We start from the raw sequence: 15,764 nt of genomic DNA, 5'->3' as shown, positions 1-15,764 counted from the left end.
GGCCCGGCGGCGTTTCAACGCCGCCGGGCCCCTGTCGCGGAGCGCGTGTGCTTCGCGACGATCTGCGGTTCAGTCGCGCGACGGCCGCAGGAAGATGGCACCCATCGGGGGGACCCGCAGCCGCACCGAGGCGGGGCGGCCGTTCCAGGGCAGTTCCTCGGCCTCGACGTGCCCGAGGTTGCCCACGCCGGAGCCGCCGTACTCGGGGGCGTCGGTGTTGATGACCTCTTCCCAGCCGCCCGCGAAAGGCAGGCCCACCCGGTAGCCCTCGTGCGGGGTGCCGGCGAAGTTGACGATCACCGCCACCAGGTCCGAGCGCCCGTCCGGACCTGTGCCCTTGCGCAGGTAGGACAGGACGTTGTGGTCGCCGTCGCCCGCCTCGATCCACTCGAAGCCGCGGTGGGAGAAGTCATCGGACCACAGTGCGGGGGAGTCCTTGTAGAAGGCGTTAAGGTCGCTGACCAGACGCAGCAGGCCGGTGTGGCCCGGATCGTCCAGGATCCACCAGTCCAGGGAGTTCTCCGAGTTCCACTCGGCGCCCTGCCCGAACTCCTGCCCCATGAACAGCAGCTGCTTGCCGGGGTGGGACCACTGGTAGGCGTACAGCGCGCGTAGACCCGCCAGCTCCTGCCAGGCGTCACCCGGCATCTTGGACAGCAGGGAGCCCTTGCCGTGCACGACCTCGTCGTGGCTGAGCGGCAGGATGAACTGCTCGGAGAAGGCATACACCAGGGAGAAGGTCAGCTCCCCGTGGTGGTAGCGGCGGTTAATGGGCTCCTCGGCCAGGTAGCGCAGGGTGTCGTTCATCCACCCCATGTTCCACTTCAGGCCGAATCCCAGGCCGCCGTACTCGGTGGGAGCGGTCACGCCCGGCCAGGCGGTGGACTCCTCGGCGATCATGACCGTACCGGGGTTCTTCCGGTAGGCCGTGGCGGTTGCCTCCTGCAGGAAGTTGATCGCCTCCAGGTTCTCCCGGCCGCCGAACTGGTTGGGGTGCCACTGGCCCTCCTCGCGGGAGTAGTCCAGGTAGAGCATGGAGGCGACAGCATCCACGCGCAGGCCGTCGATGTGGAACTCGCCCAGCCAGTACAGGGCGTTGGCCACTAGGAAGTTGCGCACCTCGTTGCGGCCGAAGTTGAACACGTAGGTGCCCCAGTCAGGGTGCTCGCCGCGCTGCGGGTCCGGGTCCTCGTACAGGGCGGTTCCGTCGAAGCGCGCCAGCGCCCACTCGTCCTTGGGGAAGTGGGCGGGCACCCAGTCCAGGATGACGCCGATGCCGGCCTGGTGCAGCTGGTCCACCAGGTACCTGAAGTCGTCCGGGGTTCCGAATCTCGCGGTGGGGGCGTAGTAGCCGGAGACCTGGTAGCCCCAGGAGCCGCCGAAGGGGTGTTCGGCCACGGGCATGAACTCCACGTGGGTGAAGCCGGCGTCCTTGACGTAGGGGACCAGCTCGTCGGCCAGGCCCCGGTAGCCCAGGCCCTGCCGCCAGGAGCCGATGTGTACCTCGTACACGCTCATCGGCCCGGAGTGCGGGTCGGTGACCGCGCGGCGGGACATCCACTCCTCGTCGTTCCACTCGTGGAAGCGGTCGGTGACCACGGATGCGGTGGCGGGCGGCACCTCGGTGGCACGCGCCATGGGGTCGGCCTTCTGGTGCCAGGAGCCGTCCTGGAAGCACAGCTCGAACTTGTAGCGGGCGCCCACGCCCACACCGGGGATGAACAGCTCCCACACGCCGGAGGCGCCCAGGGAGCGCATGGCGGAGGCGGTGCCGTCCCAGTAGTTGAAGTCGCCCACCACGCGCACGGCCCGGGCGTTGGGCGCCCACACCGCGAAGGCGACCCCCTCGACGTCCCCCATGGAGCCGGAGTAGCGCTTGACGTGCGCGCCCAGCACCTCCCACAGCTCCTCGTGGCGCCCCTCGGAGATGAGGTAGGTGTCCATCTCGCCGAGAGTCGGCAGGAAGCGGTAGGGGTCGTCGACGGTGATGGTCTCCTCCCCGTAGGTCACCTTGATCCGGTAGTCCGGAATGGTGTCCCCGGGCACGACGGCGACCCACACGCCGTCCTGCTCATGCCGGGCGGGGAAGGAACCCTCCCCGGTGACCACGACGACGGCGTCGGCGAGGTGGCGCACGGTGCGGATGGTTACGCCTTCGGCGCCCACATGGGCGCCGAGCACCTCATGCGGGTTGTGGTACCGCGCATAGGCGACATCCGCTAGGACCCAGGGGTCTACCGGGACGGGCGCGGGGCCAGTGGCATCCGGCGGCGGGGCGTCGTTGGATTCGGGGGCGGGCTCGGGGCTGGTGACGTCGGTCATGTTCTCACTCTCCCATGCGGTGACCGGCTGAGGGGGGACTTTATACCGGTGCAACCCGGCGTGGATGATGTGTCTTACGCGACTGTTGCCGGAAGCGTCAGACACTTGGGTATCAGTTGTTCAGCATCACCTCGATGCCATGAAGCGGGATTGAGATCCAGTCGGGACGATTGCGGGCCTCGTAGACGGCCTCGTACAGGGCCTTGTCGAGCTCGAGGGCCTTGAGCAGGGTCTGCCTGGCACCGGGGCCTGGCCGATCAGCGGTCTCGGCAGCAGCCGCAGCGGTTTCCACGGCGGCCCAGTAGCCCTCCAGGAAGGCGCCGCGCACGGCCGGCAGCCAGTCAGGATGTGCGGCATGACCGACTTCGGCCGCGTAGTCGAAGGAGCGCAGCATGCCGGCCACGTCGCGCAGGGGCTGGTCCGGGCGGCTGCGCTGGGCCAGTGGCCGCAGGGGTTCACCCTCGAAGTCCAGTACGTACCAGCGGTCCTCGTCGACGGCGTGCAGCACCTGTCCCAGGTGGTAGTCGCCGTGGACGCGAGTGGCCGCCTCCAACCGGTCCAGCGCCGAGAGCTCGGCCAGGACCGCCTCCACACGGTCGCGCAGCCGCGGCAGCCGGTTCTCCAGTTCGGGTACCTCATCCATGGCCCAATGAGCCCGCTCGCGCAGCGCCTGCGCCAGCTCGCCGGGGGCGGGTGGTGCAGAGCCGGCCAGCGACGCAGCCAGGCGCGCGTGCATCTGGGCGGTGGTGTCACCCAGGTCCCGGGCCAGGGTGAGCGCACGGTCTCGTCGCGGACCGTCGGCGTCGTCGGCACCCGCGAGCTCGCAGAACAGCTCGAAGCCGTCCTCGGCACGGGGCACGAAAGTGCAGGCCACGGCCGCGTCCGCCGTCAGCTGGGCGCCGGTGGCGGTATCGGACCAAGTCAGCGTGGTCCATGCCACGGGGGTGCGCACGCGGTCCCAGCCATCGCGCGCCAGCGCGACTGATACCTCCACATCCGGGTTGCGTCCCGGCGAGAGCACACGGAACAGCTTCACGATCAGGTCACCGGTGGCGGCATCGGCCGCTCCTGCCGCCGGGTGGTCGCCCGGAGACGGCAGGACCACCGAGGTGTTGGACTGCTGGCCGGTGGTGACTCGCAGCCGGTCGGCGCGCTCGGCGATCGCCTGCGCCCCGGTGCCGCCGAGGGTGGTGCCCGCGTCCAGCGCAGACTGCGCCCAAGCCCGCCAGAAGCGGGGGTGGTGGGCGCCGTCGACCAGCGTCAGGGACCCGCCCTCGGAGTCGGGGATGACGAAGCCGGCGTTGCCCTCGGCCTCGCCTGCGGCGGCGAAGTCGCCCGGTGTGGCGCGAGGCTCCAGCACCAGGGGCACGTGTACCAGCACGGCGCCCGCCTCGCGTCGGGGTACTGCCACCAGTAGGTCCCGTACGCCTTCGCCCAGGTTCCAGGATCCCACCATCCGCAATGGGCCGTGGGCGGGTTCCCCCTTGAGCGGATACCAGCGGCGCTGGCCCATCCAGCTCCCCAGCGCCGCGAGCAAGGAGGCGTCGTCGGGCCATGCCGGCGTATCCGGCATGGCGGCCGTCGAATGACTCATCGGTCCTCCTGACAGTTTGGGGCGGCAGGCAGCCGGCGGCCGCGAGGGGGCTGCCCCACGGGCCCAGCGATCGCCAACTGGGCATCACGCCGAGCGTCTGACTGAGTGGCAGGCCCAGCAGTCAGCCGGGTAATCCGCTGAGTCGTCAGCCAGGGGGAGCGCGCCACGGCGCTCGTGCCGGATACCGGACGCCAACCAGTGCTGCACGGGTGGGGCAGGCCGGGAACGCCGGTTACGGTCACGGGGCCCCTCCGGTTGTGATCAGGCCGGGGACGCGCAGCTGCTCCTCACAGAGGCTCGACTGAGAAGACATGGGCTACACGGCCTGAGAAGGGGTCCAAACGCACATAGTTCTGCCCGGACCAGTCGTAGACGTCGCCGGTCAGCTCATCGGTGACCCGCAGCACTGGCCGGGAACCGTCCACCCAACCGGGCAGGCCCAGCTGCTCCAGGTTCAGGTAGATCTCGCCCTCGTGGGCGCCATAGGGGTCCAGGTTGACCACCGTCAGCACCACGTCGTCCTTCCCGCTAGGAGAGTGAGCGGCATCCACCCGCTTGGAGTAGGCGATCAGGTTGTCGTCACTGGTGGGGTGGAACCAGACATCCCGCAGCTGCTGGAGCGCCGGGTGGGCGTGACGAGCAGCGTTCAGCGCAGTGAGCAGAGCCTCGATGCCGTTGACGCGTGCGGCGCCGAAGTCGCGTTGCTTGTACTCGTACTTCTCGTTGTCGATCTGCTCCTCATACCCGGGGCGCGGCACCGACTCGGCCAGCTCGTAGCCGGAGTAGATGCCCCAGGTGGGGGACATGGTGGCGGCCAGTACGGCACGCAGCTTGAAGGCGGGAACCTTCCCGTTGGTCATGAAGGGCGTGAGGATGTCGTGCGTGGTGGGCCAGAAGGTGGGGCGCATGACGTGCGCGGTCTCCTGGGACAGCTCCACCAGGTAATCGGTCAGCTCCTGCTTGGTGTTGCGCCAGGCGAAGTAGGTGTAGGACTGGTGGAAGCCGATCTTTGCCAGGGTGCGCATCATCGCCGGGCGGGTGAAGGCCTCCGCCAGGAACAGCACCTCGGGGTTGTCCTCACGCACCTGGCGGATCAGACGCTGCCAGAAGGGCAGGGGCTTGGTGTGCGGGTTGTCTACCCGGAAGATCGTCACCCCGTGGCTGATCCAGGTGCGTACCACCTCCAGTATCGCCTGGTAAATGCCCTCGGGATCGTTATCGAAGTTGAGGGGGTAGATGTCCTGGTACTTCTTGGGCGGGTTCTCGGCGTAGGCGATCGAGCCATCGGCCAGGACGGTGAACCACTCGGGATGCTCGGTCACCCAGGGGTGGTCCGGGGAGCACTGCAGGGCCAGGTCCAGGGCCACCTCCATGCCGAGCTCCCGGGCACGCGCCACCAGGGCGTCAAAGTCGTCGAAGGTGCCCAGATCCGGGTGGATGGCGTCGTGCCCGCCCTCGGGGGAGCCGATGCCGTACGGGGAACCCGGGTCCCCGGGCAGGGCGTTGAGCGTGTTGTTGCGACCCTTACGGTTGGTGGTGCCGATCGGGGAGATCGGGGTCAGGTAGAGGACGTCAAAGCCCATGGCGGCGATGCGGCCGAGTCGCTGAGTGGCCGATTGCAGTGTGCCGGTCTGCCACACGCCCTGCTCATCCCGATGCGCTCCCAGGGACCGGGGGAAGATCTCGTACCAGGAGCCTGCCAGGGCCCGCTGCCGATCCACCTGCAGCGGGTAGGTGGCCGAGGGAGATACGTGATCGCGCAGCGGCAGCCGGTCCAGGACTGCCGCAACGTCCGCAGACAGCCCGGCGGAGAGCCGGTCGGTGGCGGAGGCGGAGTCATCACGCAGGGCGACGGCGGCGTTCAGCAGGGCCTCGGCGTCACCCTCGGCCCGGCCCGGGACAGCGGCTGCGCGCTCAAGCACGCGGGCGCCCTCCTCCAGCATCAGCTCCACGTCGACGCCTGCGGGAACCTTCACCCCGGCATCGTGGGCCCAGGTGCCGTAGGGGTCCGACCACCCCTCCACGCGGATGCCCCAGTCGCCTGGGAAGTCCGCCGCCAGACGCGCCTCATAGCGATCCAGGCCGATGCCGACCTCGTACATGCGGGCGCTGGGACCGTCGGTGCCGTCTGGCCGCACCAGGACGGCGGTGGCTCCAAAGCGATCGTGCCCCTCCCGGAACACCGTCGCCCGGATGGGGAAGACCTCGCCGGGCACGGCCTTTGACGGCCAGCGCCCGTCCTCCACGACGGGGAAGACCTCCGTCACCGGGATTCGTCCCACCGGTGCATACGGTGCCGGCTGGGGCACCTGGGCGGGTGCGGGCTGCGCCGCAGCGGCGGGAGCAGCGTGGCTGGTTGACTTCGTCTTCGCCGTGCGCGGCGTCGTGTTAGGGGTCACAGCGCAAGCGTACCTGTCTGCGCGTGTGCATGTGGCCCACCGGCGCCCTAGTAGTTCATGTGCATGGCCGTGCGTACCGCGTGCAGGGTCTGCTCGGCCACCGTGTTGGCCCGGGCATTGCCGTCTGCCAGTACCTGCAGCAGGTAGTCCTCGTCGGCGGCGAGCTCGGCGCGGCGGGCGCGGATGGGGGCGAAGAACTCGTTGACCGCCTCGGTGGTGATGCGCTTGAGCGTGCCGGCGCCGCCGTCGCCGATCCGCTCCGCCAGCGACTGCGGGTCCCCGGCCCCGCACAACGAGGCCAGGGTGAGTAGGTTCGCCACCTCCGGCCGGCCCTCGGGGTCATAGGTGATGTGCCGCTCGGAGTCCGTCTTGGCCTTCTTGAGCAGCTTGGCGGTCTCGTCCGCGCTCATGCGCAGCTCAATGGTGTTGTGGCGGGACTTGCTCATCTTCTCCCCGTCCAGGCCCAGTAGCAGTGGCGCCTGGGACAGCAGCGCCTCCGGCCGGCGGAATACCGGGTGCTCCTTGACCGCCCGCCCGTAGCGCTTGTCGAAGCGCTGGGCGATCATGCGAGCCTGCTCCAGGTGGGGCAGCTGGTCCTTGCCCACCGGCACCAGGTTCGCCTGGCAGAACAGGATGTCAGCGGCCTGGTGCACCGGATAGGTGAGCATGAGGCCGGTCATGGCGCGCCCGTCGGTGGCCTCCAGCTCCGCCTTGACGGTTGGATTGCGGTGCAGCTCGGACTCGGTGACCAAGGACAGGAAGGGCAGCATGAGCTGATTGGCGGCCGGGACGGCGGAGTGGGCGAAGATTGTGGAGCGCCGCGGGTCCACGCCGACTGCCAGGGTGTCCGCCACCAGTGACAGGACGCGCTCACGGATCGGGCCCACGCCGTCGCGGTCGGTGATCACCTGGTAGTCCGCTACCAGGATCCAGGTGTCCACGCCCCGGTCCTGGATGCCCTTCCAGGAGTGCATCGTGCCGAAGTAGTGGCCCAGGTGCATGTTGCCAGTCGGGCGCACGCCCGTGAGCATCCGGTAGCGGCCCGGGTTCACGTCGAGGTCGGCCTCGATCTCGGCACTACGGGCAAGTGAGCGGGCCAGCGAGGCCGCGTCCGTGGAGCGCGACAGGGCGTCCTCCGCATTCGTGCCGGCCGTACCGCCGGCTGCATTGCTGGAGGGGGAACCGGCATTCGCGTCGTGCTGCGTCATGGCCGCCATCCTAGACCGGGCAGGCCGACGACTACTCCTCGGGCAGAGCGTGCGGGCGCTCCTCGGGCAACCCGACCAGCTGCTCCCCGGACAGGTAGATGCGCAAGGACAGGGCATCCAGCGTCGTGGTGTCCCCGGGCCGGTCCTGCCGACAGTCCGTCGCGCCGGAGCGCGAGGCTCGAGCGCGGGCCGGGTTGAGTGCACGGGCGCGGGCCGCCGGCCCCCGGCTCACTCTGTGCGCCAGCGCGAAGGCCGAGGTGTGGGGGCGCGGCACGGCCCAGGTCGAGTCCCACATCAGGTGCCAGTCGGTGCCGTGGCCGTCGGGCAGGGTGACGTCCTCCTGGGCCAGGGAGCCGTTGATGACGAGTAGGAGGTCGGCGTCGTCCATGGGCGTGCCCGAGCGGAGCATCTGCACTACCCGGGTCCAGGGGTCGTGCCAGGCGGCCACGTCCATGGGGTCACCATTGGCGCGGAACCAGGACAGGTCGGGCAGGGCGTCGCCGCTGGGGACGGAACCGGTGGCGAAGGAAGTCGGGCGCAGCACCGGGTGGCTGTCGCGCAGGCTGATCAGGAAGTGCGTCGTGGCGATCAGGTCGCGCTGCCAAGTGGTCAGATTCCAGTCGAACCAGGAGATCTCGGAGTCCTGGCAGTAGGAGTTGTTATTCCCGTCCTGGGTGCGTCCCATCTCATCGCCGCCCAGCAGCATGGGCGTGCCGGCGGAGACGAGCAGGGTGCCCAGCACGTTGCGGGAGGAGCGGCGTCGCAGGATCTCGATGGGGCCCCCGCCCATGCCCTCCGGCAGCGGTCCCTCAAACCCGTGGTTCCAGGAACGGTTGTCATCGGTGCCGTCGCGGTTGTCCTCGCCGTTGGCCAGGTTGTGCTTGTAGTCGTAGCTGACCAGGTCGCGCAGAGTGAAGCCGTCGTGGGCGGTGACGAAGTTGATGGAGGCCAGCGGACCGCGCCCGCCCGGATACTCGCCGTATCCGAACATGTCGGCGCTACCGCTCAGGCGCGTGGCCAGGTCCCGCAGGTCATTGCCGGGGCGCCCCTTGGACATCTCGGAGGCGTCATGCAGCCAGAAGGAGCGCACCGTGCCGCGGTAGCGGTCGTTCCAGTCATGGAAGGGCGCCGGGAACTCGCCGGTGCGCCAGCCGCCCGGACCGATGTCCCAGGGCTCGGCGATCAGCTTGGTGTTTTGCAGCACCGGGTCGGTGGCCATGCCGATCAGCAGCGGGTGACGTGCCTGGAACTCGGAGGCATCACGGCCCAGCGTCACGGCCAGGTCGAAGCGGAAGCCGTCCACGCCGACGTCGCCGGCCCAGTAGCGCAGCGAGTCCAGCACCAGCTGCACGGCCCGGGTGGAGCGGAAGTCCACCGTGTTGCCGGTGCCCGTGACATCCACGTACTGGGCGGGCCGGTGCGGGGCGTGCAGGTAGTACTCGAGGTTGTCCAGTCCGCGCAGGGACAGCGCGGGCCCGTCCATACCCGACTCGCAGGTGTGGTTGTAGACCACGTCCATGATCACTTCCAGGCCGGCCTCATGCAGTAGCGAGACCATGCCGCGGAACTCGTCCAGTACGGCCTGTGGGCCCGCCTCGCGGGCGGTGCGGGTCGCATAAGCCGGTTCGGGCGCGAAGTACGACAGGGTTGAGTAGCCCCAGTAGTTGGTCCGCTCACGCTGGAGGAGGAAGGCCTCGGAGAAGGCGGCGTGAACGGGCAGTAGCTCCACCGTCGTGACGCCGAGCGAGCGCAGGTGGGACACGGCGGCGGGGTGCGCCAATCCCGCATAAGTGCCGCGCAGCTCCGGAGGCACTCCGGGCATGGAGTGGGTGAAGCCCTTGACGTGCATCTCGTAGATGACCGTGCGCTCGGCGGGCACCTTGGGCCCGGGGACTACGGGGAACTGCTCCCCGGTGACCACGCCGAGGGCCGTGTGCCCGGCGGAGTCCAGCTGGGAGGGGAGGAAGGGCACGTAGGTGGGGGCCAGCTCGGCGTCTACGGCGTGTGCGTACAGCTCCGGCCCCAGGCGCGGAGTGCCGTCGATGGCGCGGGCGTACGGGTCCAGCAGGAGCTTGCGCGGGTTGAACAGCAGTCCCTCGGAGGGATTCCACTGGCCGTGCGCCCGATATCCGTAGCGCTGACCGGCGCGGACTCCGGGCGCGTGGGCGCTCCACGCGCCACGGACGGGCCCGTGCATGCCGATGCGGCGCTCCGAGGTGATCGCACCGGTGGAGTCGGTCTGAATCAGGCACAGGTCCACAGCCTCGGCACGCGGCGCGACCACCACGAAGTCGGCGCCGTCTCCGGTGAGCGTGGCGCCCAGGCGCGTGCGGTCCGAGGCGTCGGAGTCGGCACGGGCGGCGGGTTGCAGCTCTGGCGATGGGGGCATGTGCATGAATCCTATGGTCGAGCAGGTGGGCTTCGCGATGCCACCTCGTGACAGTTGATCCGGGGCGACGCTGACGTGCCGGCACCAATCAGGCCGTACTCGGGCGTCTCGCCCGTGTGTCTGAGGATAGGCGATACGGGCTTTGGCGAGGCTGCGTGGAGTGGCCGCACAGTTAGGACGTATGTCGCATTGGTGCAGTTGGCGCGCGGGTTGGGAAAGCGGGCCGGCGCCGGCGGCGGCCCGGGCAGGGGTGACTGAGCGCTCACCTGTCGCGGCGCCCAGATATGGCAATCTTGTGCGCATGAAAATAGTCGTCTGCATCAAGCACGTCCCGGACGTGCAGTCCGAGCGCCGCCTGGAGGGGGGCCGCCTGGTACGCGGCGAGGAGGACGTTCTCAACGAGCTCGACGAGAACGCCGTCGAGGCCGCGGTAGCGCTGGTCGAAGAGCTGGGTGGTGAGGTGATCGCCCTGTCTATGGGACCTGAGGACGCCGAGGACGGCGTGCGCCGCGCCCTGCAGATGGGGGCCGACTCCGGTGTCGTGGTCACCGACGCCGCGCTTGCGGGCGCGGACGTCCCCACCACCGCACGCACCCTCGCCGCCGCCGTGTCAAAGCTCGGCGGGGTGGACTCCGGTCCGGGAGATGTGGACCTGGTGATCACCGGTATGGCCTCCCTGGACGCCATGACCTCCATGCTCCCAGGTGCGCTCGCCGCCGCACTGCACGTCCCGGCCCTGACCCTGGCGAGCTCGCTGGAGGTCAGTGCGGATGAGGCGACTGTGACCCGCGCCACCGGCACCGTCCGGGAGGTGCTCTCCGCCCCGCTGCCCGCGCTCGTGTCAGTTACCGATCAGGCCAATGAGCCGCGCTACCCCAACTTCGCCGCCATGCGTGCCGCGCGCAAGAAGCCGGTGGACACCTGGGACTTGGAGGACCTCGGCCTGGCCGACGTAGAGGCGGGAATCGCCGTCGTCGACTTCGCCGAGCGGCCTGCCCGCCAGGGCGGCATTATCCGTACCGACGCCGGGGAGGCCGGGCGTGAGCTGGCGGCCTGGATGGTCGAGAACAACCTCGTGTGAGCCCCGGGCGAGCACAGGCTTCGAGCACGAACTTGCAGGGAAGGAATCGCGAACTAGCTATGCCTGAAAACATGTTGAACGACCCCATCGTCGTACTGGTCGACCGCACGCCGGAGGGCGACCCCACCCCGGCTGCCATGGGACTGGTATCGGTGGCTCGTGGGCTCACCTCCGCCGACGTCGTGGCCCTGGTCCTGGGAAGCGTTGACACCTCCGTCTGTGCGGAGCTGGCCGCTGCCGGTGCTTCCCGCCTGTTGGCGGCCGACCTGGGCGGACGCGAAGCGGTGGCTGCGGTTGCCGCCGACGCAGTGGTCGCAGCGGTCGAGGCGGTCATGCCCGCCGTCGCGCTGGTCGGCAGCGATTACCGGGGCAAGGAAGTCGCCGGACGGGCCGCGGTCCTGCTGGGCTCGGCCTGCGCCTCGGACGTGGGTGACCTGCAGGTGGTCGGTAATGAGCTGCGCGCCTCCAAGCTGGTCCTGTCGGGAACCTGGTCCACCACTATGACCGTCTCGGCGCAGGCGGACAGGACTCCGGTGATTTCCGTCCACGCCGGCGCCTCCGAGCCTGCGCCGACGGCCGACGGCCAAGTCGAGCTGGCCGTGGAGGCACTTGAGGTTGCCCTGTCCGCGGAGGCTGCGGCTGTTACGGTCGTTTCCCGCGAGGTCGCCGACGCCGCTGCGGGCCCCGACCTGTCCGAGGCCCAGCGAGTGGTGGTGATGGGACGCGGTACCGACGGCGACCTTGAGCTGGTGCACTCGCTGGCCGATCCGCTTCAGGCTGCCATCGGCGCCACCCGCGTGGCCTGCGATGAGGGCTGGATCGAGCGCTCCGCGCAGGTCGGCCAGACGGGGGCGTCAATCACGCCTCGCCTGTACATCGGACTGGGAGTGTCCGGCGCCGTCCACCACACCAGCGGCATCCAGGGCGCCGGCACCATCGTTGCCGTCAGCGACGATTCCGAGGCTCCGATCTTCGAGATGGCCGACTACGGCGTGGTCGGCGATGTGGCCCAGGTGGTTCCCCAGCTCGTGGAGGAACTGGCGCGCCTGCGCAGCTGATAACCAAGCGCTCCGGACCCAGTTCGCCGCGTGGCACCACGCGATGCCGTGCCGGAGCGATCGCTGGCACAGCGCCCCGTCCCGGTTCTCCCGGGCCGGGGCGCTTCTCTTTCGCTGAGATCGGTCGATATGGCGGTATCCCGTCCGCCATCCGGCCCGCCGGCGGGATGTGCGGTGCGCGGCTGGCAGTGCGGAGTTGACACAGCGGGCCCCTTGTGTCACTGTACTAGCGCAGTAATACAGATGGTCTCCCGGCCCTCTGTCCGCTGCGCTCATGAGCACACCCGTACACCCAACAGAGGGAGGCCTTGTGGATCTTGACGGCTCCCGGCCGATCTGGCTGCAACTGGTCGACGACTTCCGCTTGCGGATCGTCACCGGCGCCTGGCCGATCGGCACCCGGATACCCAGCGTGCGCGAACTGGCCACGCAATCCGGCGTCAACCCCAACACCGTTCAACGCGCACTGGCCGAGCTCGACCGCACCGGGCTGACCGGCACCGAGCGGACCGCCGGCCGCTTCGTCACCACGGATACCGCCGTCGTCGATGCCGTCCGCCGGGAACTCGCCACCGGCGCCACGGACACCTTCATCACCGCCCTCGCCGCCGTCGGCATGGATCTTCCGCAGGCCGCAGCGCTCCTGCAGGAGCGCTGGGAACTGCGCCCTTCCTCGGCAGACACAGGAGAATCCTCATGACCCAGCATCCACTAGAGGCGGCGTCGCCCGCGGCGCGCTTCAGCTCTATCCCCATCCCCGACGGCGCAGTGCCGCTGGTATCTGTGTCCGGCGTGACCAAGGCCTACCGCGGCCGCCCGGCACTGATGGACCTGACCCTGGACCTGCCGGCGGGCCGGATCGTGGGGCTCATGGGCTCCAACGGCTCGGGCAAGACCACCCTGCTGAAGATCCTGGCCGGCCTGCTGGCTGACTACGACGGCCAGGTACGGGTAGGCGGACATGCTCCAGGGCCGGAGACGAAGGCGCTGGTCGCCTTCCTGCCCGACGCCGAATTCCTGGCCTCGGGACTCAAGCCCGAGCAGGCCATAGCGATGTTCTCCCGGCTCTTCCCCGACTTCGACGCCGATCGTGCGCGCGAGCTGGTGGAGTTCTTCGGCCTTCCCGGTGACCGGAGCCTGAAGGAGATGAGCAAGGGCATGGGGGAGAAGCTGCGCGTCAGCCTGGTCATGGCTAGGCGTGCACGTGTCTACCTGCTGGACGAGCCCATCTCCGGGGTCGACCCCGCCGCCCGTGACGTGATCCTCAGTGGTGTCCTGCGGGGCTTCGACCCCGAGTCACTGATGGTCATCTCCACCCACCTGATCGCCGACGTGGAGCCGATCGTCGACTCCGTCGTCTTCCTCAAGGACGGCCGCCTGCTGCTGGCGGGCGACGCCGATGACCTGCGTCAGGCACACGGAATGAGCCTGGACGCCCTGTTCCGGAAGGAGTACCGCTGATGCTGCGCACACTGTTCACTGAGGAGGTCCGCTTCCTGGCGCCCATCCAGCTGAAGATGCTCGGCATCTTCACGGTGTTCGGGATCGCCTTCCTCGGAGTCACGTTTCTGGACCTGCCGGTTTTGAGCCTATTCGGGACGCTTGGCGCGGTAGTCTCCTTTGCCTTGGCCATACCAGTGGCGCTCGTCCACACCGCCTCCGAGTACTGGCAGTCCATGTATGGCGCGCGCGGCTACCTGACCATGAGCATCCCGGCGCCCGGGCGCACGCTTTATGCCGCCAAGGTGCTCTACGCCTTCGCGGCCGGCCTGGCGGCGATGTGCTTCGCTGCAGTGGGCTTGTTGGTGACCGTGTGGGCGGCCGCGCGGGCTCAGGGAATCGGCCTCGGTGAGCTGCTCCAACCTCTGCGTGAGATGCTGGCCTTCGTCGGCACCGGCTGGGTGATCGGTTTCTTCATCTACGTGATTGTGGAACTCGCGTGCGTAATCGTGTGCGTGTCCGCGATTATGAGCATCGGGGCGCAAGGGCGCTGGAACCACCTCGGCTTCGGCGCGCCCGTGATTGGTTTCGTGGCGCTGTACCTGGTGGCGCAGGTGCTCTCGTTGTTGCTGCTACTGATCGTGCCGGTGAGCATTGGGATTCCGTCCGGAGACATTGTGATTACATGGATGCTGCCGGACTTCATTGAGGCGGTGCGGACCGACGGGGACCCGACCCTGCTGGGGCTGGGGTACATCGCCGTGTGGCCGCTGCTGGCGTTGGTCCTCGGAGTGCGAGGCGTGCGCGCGATCGAGAGACACACCTCCCTGCGCTGAACATTTCGCTGAACCTAATCGGCGCAAGGTGGCCGGGTGCCCGGTTCAGGCGACTGTGGCCTGGGCCAGCACCCGGTCGCCGTCGTCTCCGCCGTAGACGACGACGCTCTGCCCTGCGGCCAGGCCCCGCAGGGGCTGGCGCAGCACCGCGTGCAGCGTGCCGCCGACGCCGTCCACGGTCACGTCAGCGTGCACCGGGCGGCCGTGGGCGCGCACCTGTACGGTCACGTCCTGCCAGCCGACGCCGTCGGCGAGCGGGGCGGGGGAGTCCAGCAGCACCAGGTCCTTGCCGTCGACCACGGTGCGCTGCAGCAGCTCGGCGGGGCCGACCACGACCTCATTGGTGCTCGGACGGGTGGCGATCACGTAGCGCGGGCGGCCGTCGGCGGCCGGGCGGGTCAGGCCCAGGCCCTTGCGCTGGCCGACGGTGAAGCCGAAGTAGCCGCTGTGGGTGCCGAGCACCTCGCCGTGGGGGGAGACGATGCTGCCCTCCTTGGCGCCGAGGCTGCGCTGCAGGAAACCGCGGGTGTCGCCGTCGGCGACGAAGCAGATGTCGTAGGAGTCGGGCTTGTCCGCCACCGGCAGGCCGCGGCGCTCCGCCTCGGCCCGCACCGCCGCCTTGGAGGGGGCGTCGCCTAGGGGGAACAGGGCGCGGGAGAGGCCCTCGCGCCCTGATACGGCCAGCACGTAGGACTGGTCCTTGGCCGTATCGGCGGCGCGGCGCAACTCCAGGTCGCCGGTCTGGCCGGGGCTGCCGTCGGTGGCGCCGCCGCGCAGGCGGGCGTAGTGGCCGGTGACGACGGCGTCGAATCCGAGGGCCAGGCCGCGCTCCAGCAGCACGTCGAACTTGACCCGCTCATTGCAGCGCACGCACGGGTTGGGGGTGCGGCCGGCGCGGTACTCGGACAGGAAGTCGGCGACCACCCGCTCCTCGAACTCCTCCGACAGGTCCCACACGTAGAAGGGGATGCCCAGGATCTCGGCGGCCCAGCGGGCGTCGCCGGCGTCCTCGATGGAGCAGCAGCCGCGGGTGCCGGAGCGGGTGGCGGCCCGGTTGCGGGTAAGTGCCATGTGCACGCCGACCACCTCGTGGCCGGCCTCGACGGCGCGCGCGGCGGCTACCGCGGAGTCGACTCCGCCGGACATGGCTGCCAGTACGCGCACGTGTGCTCCTTCCGCTGCATTAGTTCTGCAGGTGCCCGGGTGGGCGGGTTGCAGCCTACCGCCATGGGCGGGGGCGCGGGATGTCGGGCAGAACACCTCTGAACGCTGGATGCGTCGGGTAACTGCAGCCCGGAAGCGAGTGGGTGAACGCGTTTAAGATCGCGTGTTTTAGTGTCCTTGGGTGGTTTCGGCTTGGTCGGTGAGGTAGGTGATGGTGCGGACGATGTTGTATGGGGTGGTGGTGTTGGTGGTGGTGATGGTTCCGGTGATGGG

General features: G+C 69.3%; 11 protein-coding genes. 5 read left to right on the top strand and 6 right to left on the bottom strand.

The features are described from left to right. Positions 1-69: 69 nt before the first annotated feature. From glgB to glgX, 5 genes are all read right to left on the bottom strand, one after another. Positions 70-2,322: a 1,4-alpha-glucan branching protein GlgB gene (gene glgB / locus GZ998_RS09990; protein ID WP_219109750.1), complete on the bottom strand. Its 2,253-nt coding sequence runs from the start codon at positions 2,320-2,322 to the stop codon at positions 70-72. A gap of 112 nt (positions 2,323-2,434) precedes the next feature. Then, positions 2,435-3,916 carry a 1,4-alpha-glucan branching protein gene (locus GZ998_RS09985; protein ID WP_238994338.1) on the bottom strand — a complete coding sequence of 494 codons (1,482 nt, stop codon included), beginning with the start codon at positions 3,914-3,916 and terminating at the stop codon, positions 2,435-2,437. Between the two features lie 287 nt (positions 3,917-4,203). Beyond that, entirely contained in the window at positions 4,204-6,315 is a 2,112-nt protein-coding gene (locus GZ998_RS09980; protein ID WP_162679452.1) for an alpha-1,4-glucan--maltose-1-phosphate maltosyltransferase, read from the bottom strand. Between the two features lie 47 nt (positions 6,316-6,362). Continuing rightward, entirely contained in the window at positions 6,363-7,523 is a 1,161-nt protein-coding gene (gene trpS / locus GZ998_RS09975) for a tryptophan--tRNA ligase (RefSeq protein WP_161923865.1), read from the bottom strand. A 31-nt stretch (positions 7,524-7,554) separates the two neighbouring features. Further along, positions 7,555-9,912: a glycogen debranching protein GlgX gene (gene glgX / locus GZ998_RS09970; RefSeq protein WP_219109749.1), complete on the bottom strand. Its 2,358-nt coding sequence runs from the start codon at positions 9,910-9,912 to the stop codon at positions 7,555-7,557. 301 nt (positions 9,913-10,213) lie between these two features. Here glgX and GZ998_RS09965 point away from each other — a divergent pair, with 301 nt between their 5' ends. The 5 genes from GZ998_RS09965 (at position 10,214) to GZ998_RS09945 (ending at position 14,327) form a co-directional block, all read left to right on the top strand. Next, positions 10,214-10,993 carry an electron transfer flavoprotein subunit beta/FixA family protein gene (locus GZ998_RS09965; protein ID WP_219109748.1) on the top strand — a complete coding sequence of 260 codons (780 nt, stop codon included), beginning with the start codon at positions 10,214-10,216 and terminating at the stop codon, positions 10,991-10,993. 71 nt (positions 10,994-11,064) lie between these two features. Further along, positions 11,065-12,051 carry an electron transfer flavoprotein subunit alpha/FixB family protein gene (locus GZ998_RS09960; RefSeq protein WP_374939200.1) on the top strand — a complete coding sequence of 329 codons (987 nt, stop codon included), beginning with the start codon at positions 11,065-11,067 and terminating at the stop codon, positions 12,049-12,051. 310 nt (positions 12,052-12,361) lie between these two features. After that, complete coding sequence (locus GZ998_RS09955; RefSeq protein ID WP_161925298.1) at positions 12,362-12,751, top strand: GntR family transcriptional regulator; 390 nt, start codon at positions 12,362-12,364, stop codon at positions 12,749-12,751. Beyond that, complete coding sequence (locus tag GZ998_RS09950; RefSeq protein ID WP_162679456.1) at positions 12,748-13,512, top strand: ABC transporter ATP-binding protein; 765 nt, start codon at positions 12,748-12,750, stop codon at positions 13,510-13,512. The genes GZ998_RS09955 and GZ998_RS09950 overlap by 4 nt, the downstream gene beginning before the upstream one ends. Next, a complete protein-coding gene (locus GZ998_RS09945) occupies positions 13,512-14,327 on the top strand; it encodes a hypothetical protein (RefSeq protein WP_161923869.1) in 816 nt (271 codons plus the stop codon). The genes GZ998_RS09950 and GZ998_RS09945 overlap by 1 nt, the downstream gene beginning before the upstream one ends. Positions 14,328-14,372: 45 nt before the next feature. Here GZ998_RS09945 and mnmA read toward each other — a convergent pair whose 3' ends face one another. Next, complete coding sequence (mnmA, locus tag GZ998_RS09940) at positions 14,373-15,491, bottom strand: tRNA 2-thiouridine(34) synthase MnmA (protein WP_219109746.1); 1,119 nt, start codon at positions 15,489-15,491, stop codon at positions 14,373-14,375. Positions 15,492-15,764: the final 273 nt, after the last annotated feature.

It is taken from the genome of Actinomyces sp. 594 (genome assembly GCF_019325145.1).
GTDB lineage: Bacteria > Actinomycetota > Actinomycetes > Actinomycetales > Actinomycetaceae > Actinomyces.
This window is presented reverse-complemented; position numbering and strand designations above follow the sequence as displayed.

What these genes read in the sequence shown, in the direction of transcription:
- glgB (WP_219109750.1), bottom strand. Translation starts at nt 2,322, where the DNA reads ATGACCGACGTCACCAGCCCCGAGCCCGCCCCCGAATCCAACGACGCC.
- GZ998_RS09985 (WP_238994338.1), bottom strand. Translation starts at nt 3,916, where the DNA reads ATGAGTCATTCGACGGCCGCCATGCCGGATACGCCGGCATGGCCCGAC.
- trpS (WP_161923865.1), bottom strand. Translation starts at nt 7,523, where the DNA reads ATGACGCAGCACGACGCGAATGCCGGTTCCCCCTCCAGCAATGCAGCC.
- glgX (WP_219109749.1), bottom strand. Translation starts at nt 9,912, where the DNA reads ATGCCCCCATCGCCAGAGCTGCAACCCGCCGCCCGTGCCGACTCCGAC.
- GZ998_RS09965 (WP_219109748.1), top strand. Translation starts at nt 10,214, where the DNA reads ATGAAAATAGTCGTCTGCATCAAGCACGTCCCGGACGTGCAGTCCGAG.
- GZ998_RS09960 (WP_374939200.1), top strand. Translation starts at nt 11,065, where the DNA reads ATGTTGAACGACCCCATCGTCGTACTGGTCGACCGCACGCCGGAGGGC.
- GZ998_RS09950 (WP_162679456.1), top strand. Translation starts at nt 12,748, where the DNA reads ATGACCCAGCATCCACTAGAGGCGGCGTCGCCCGCGGCGCGCTTCAGC.
- GZ998_RS09945 (WP_161923869.1), top strand. Translation starts at nt 13,512, where the DNA reads ATGCTGCGCACACTGTTCACTGAGGAGGTCCGCTTCCTGGCGCCCATC.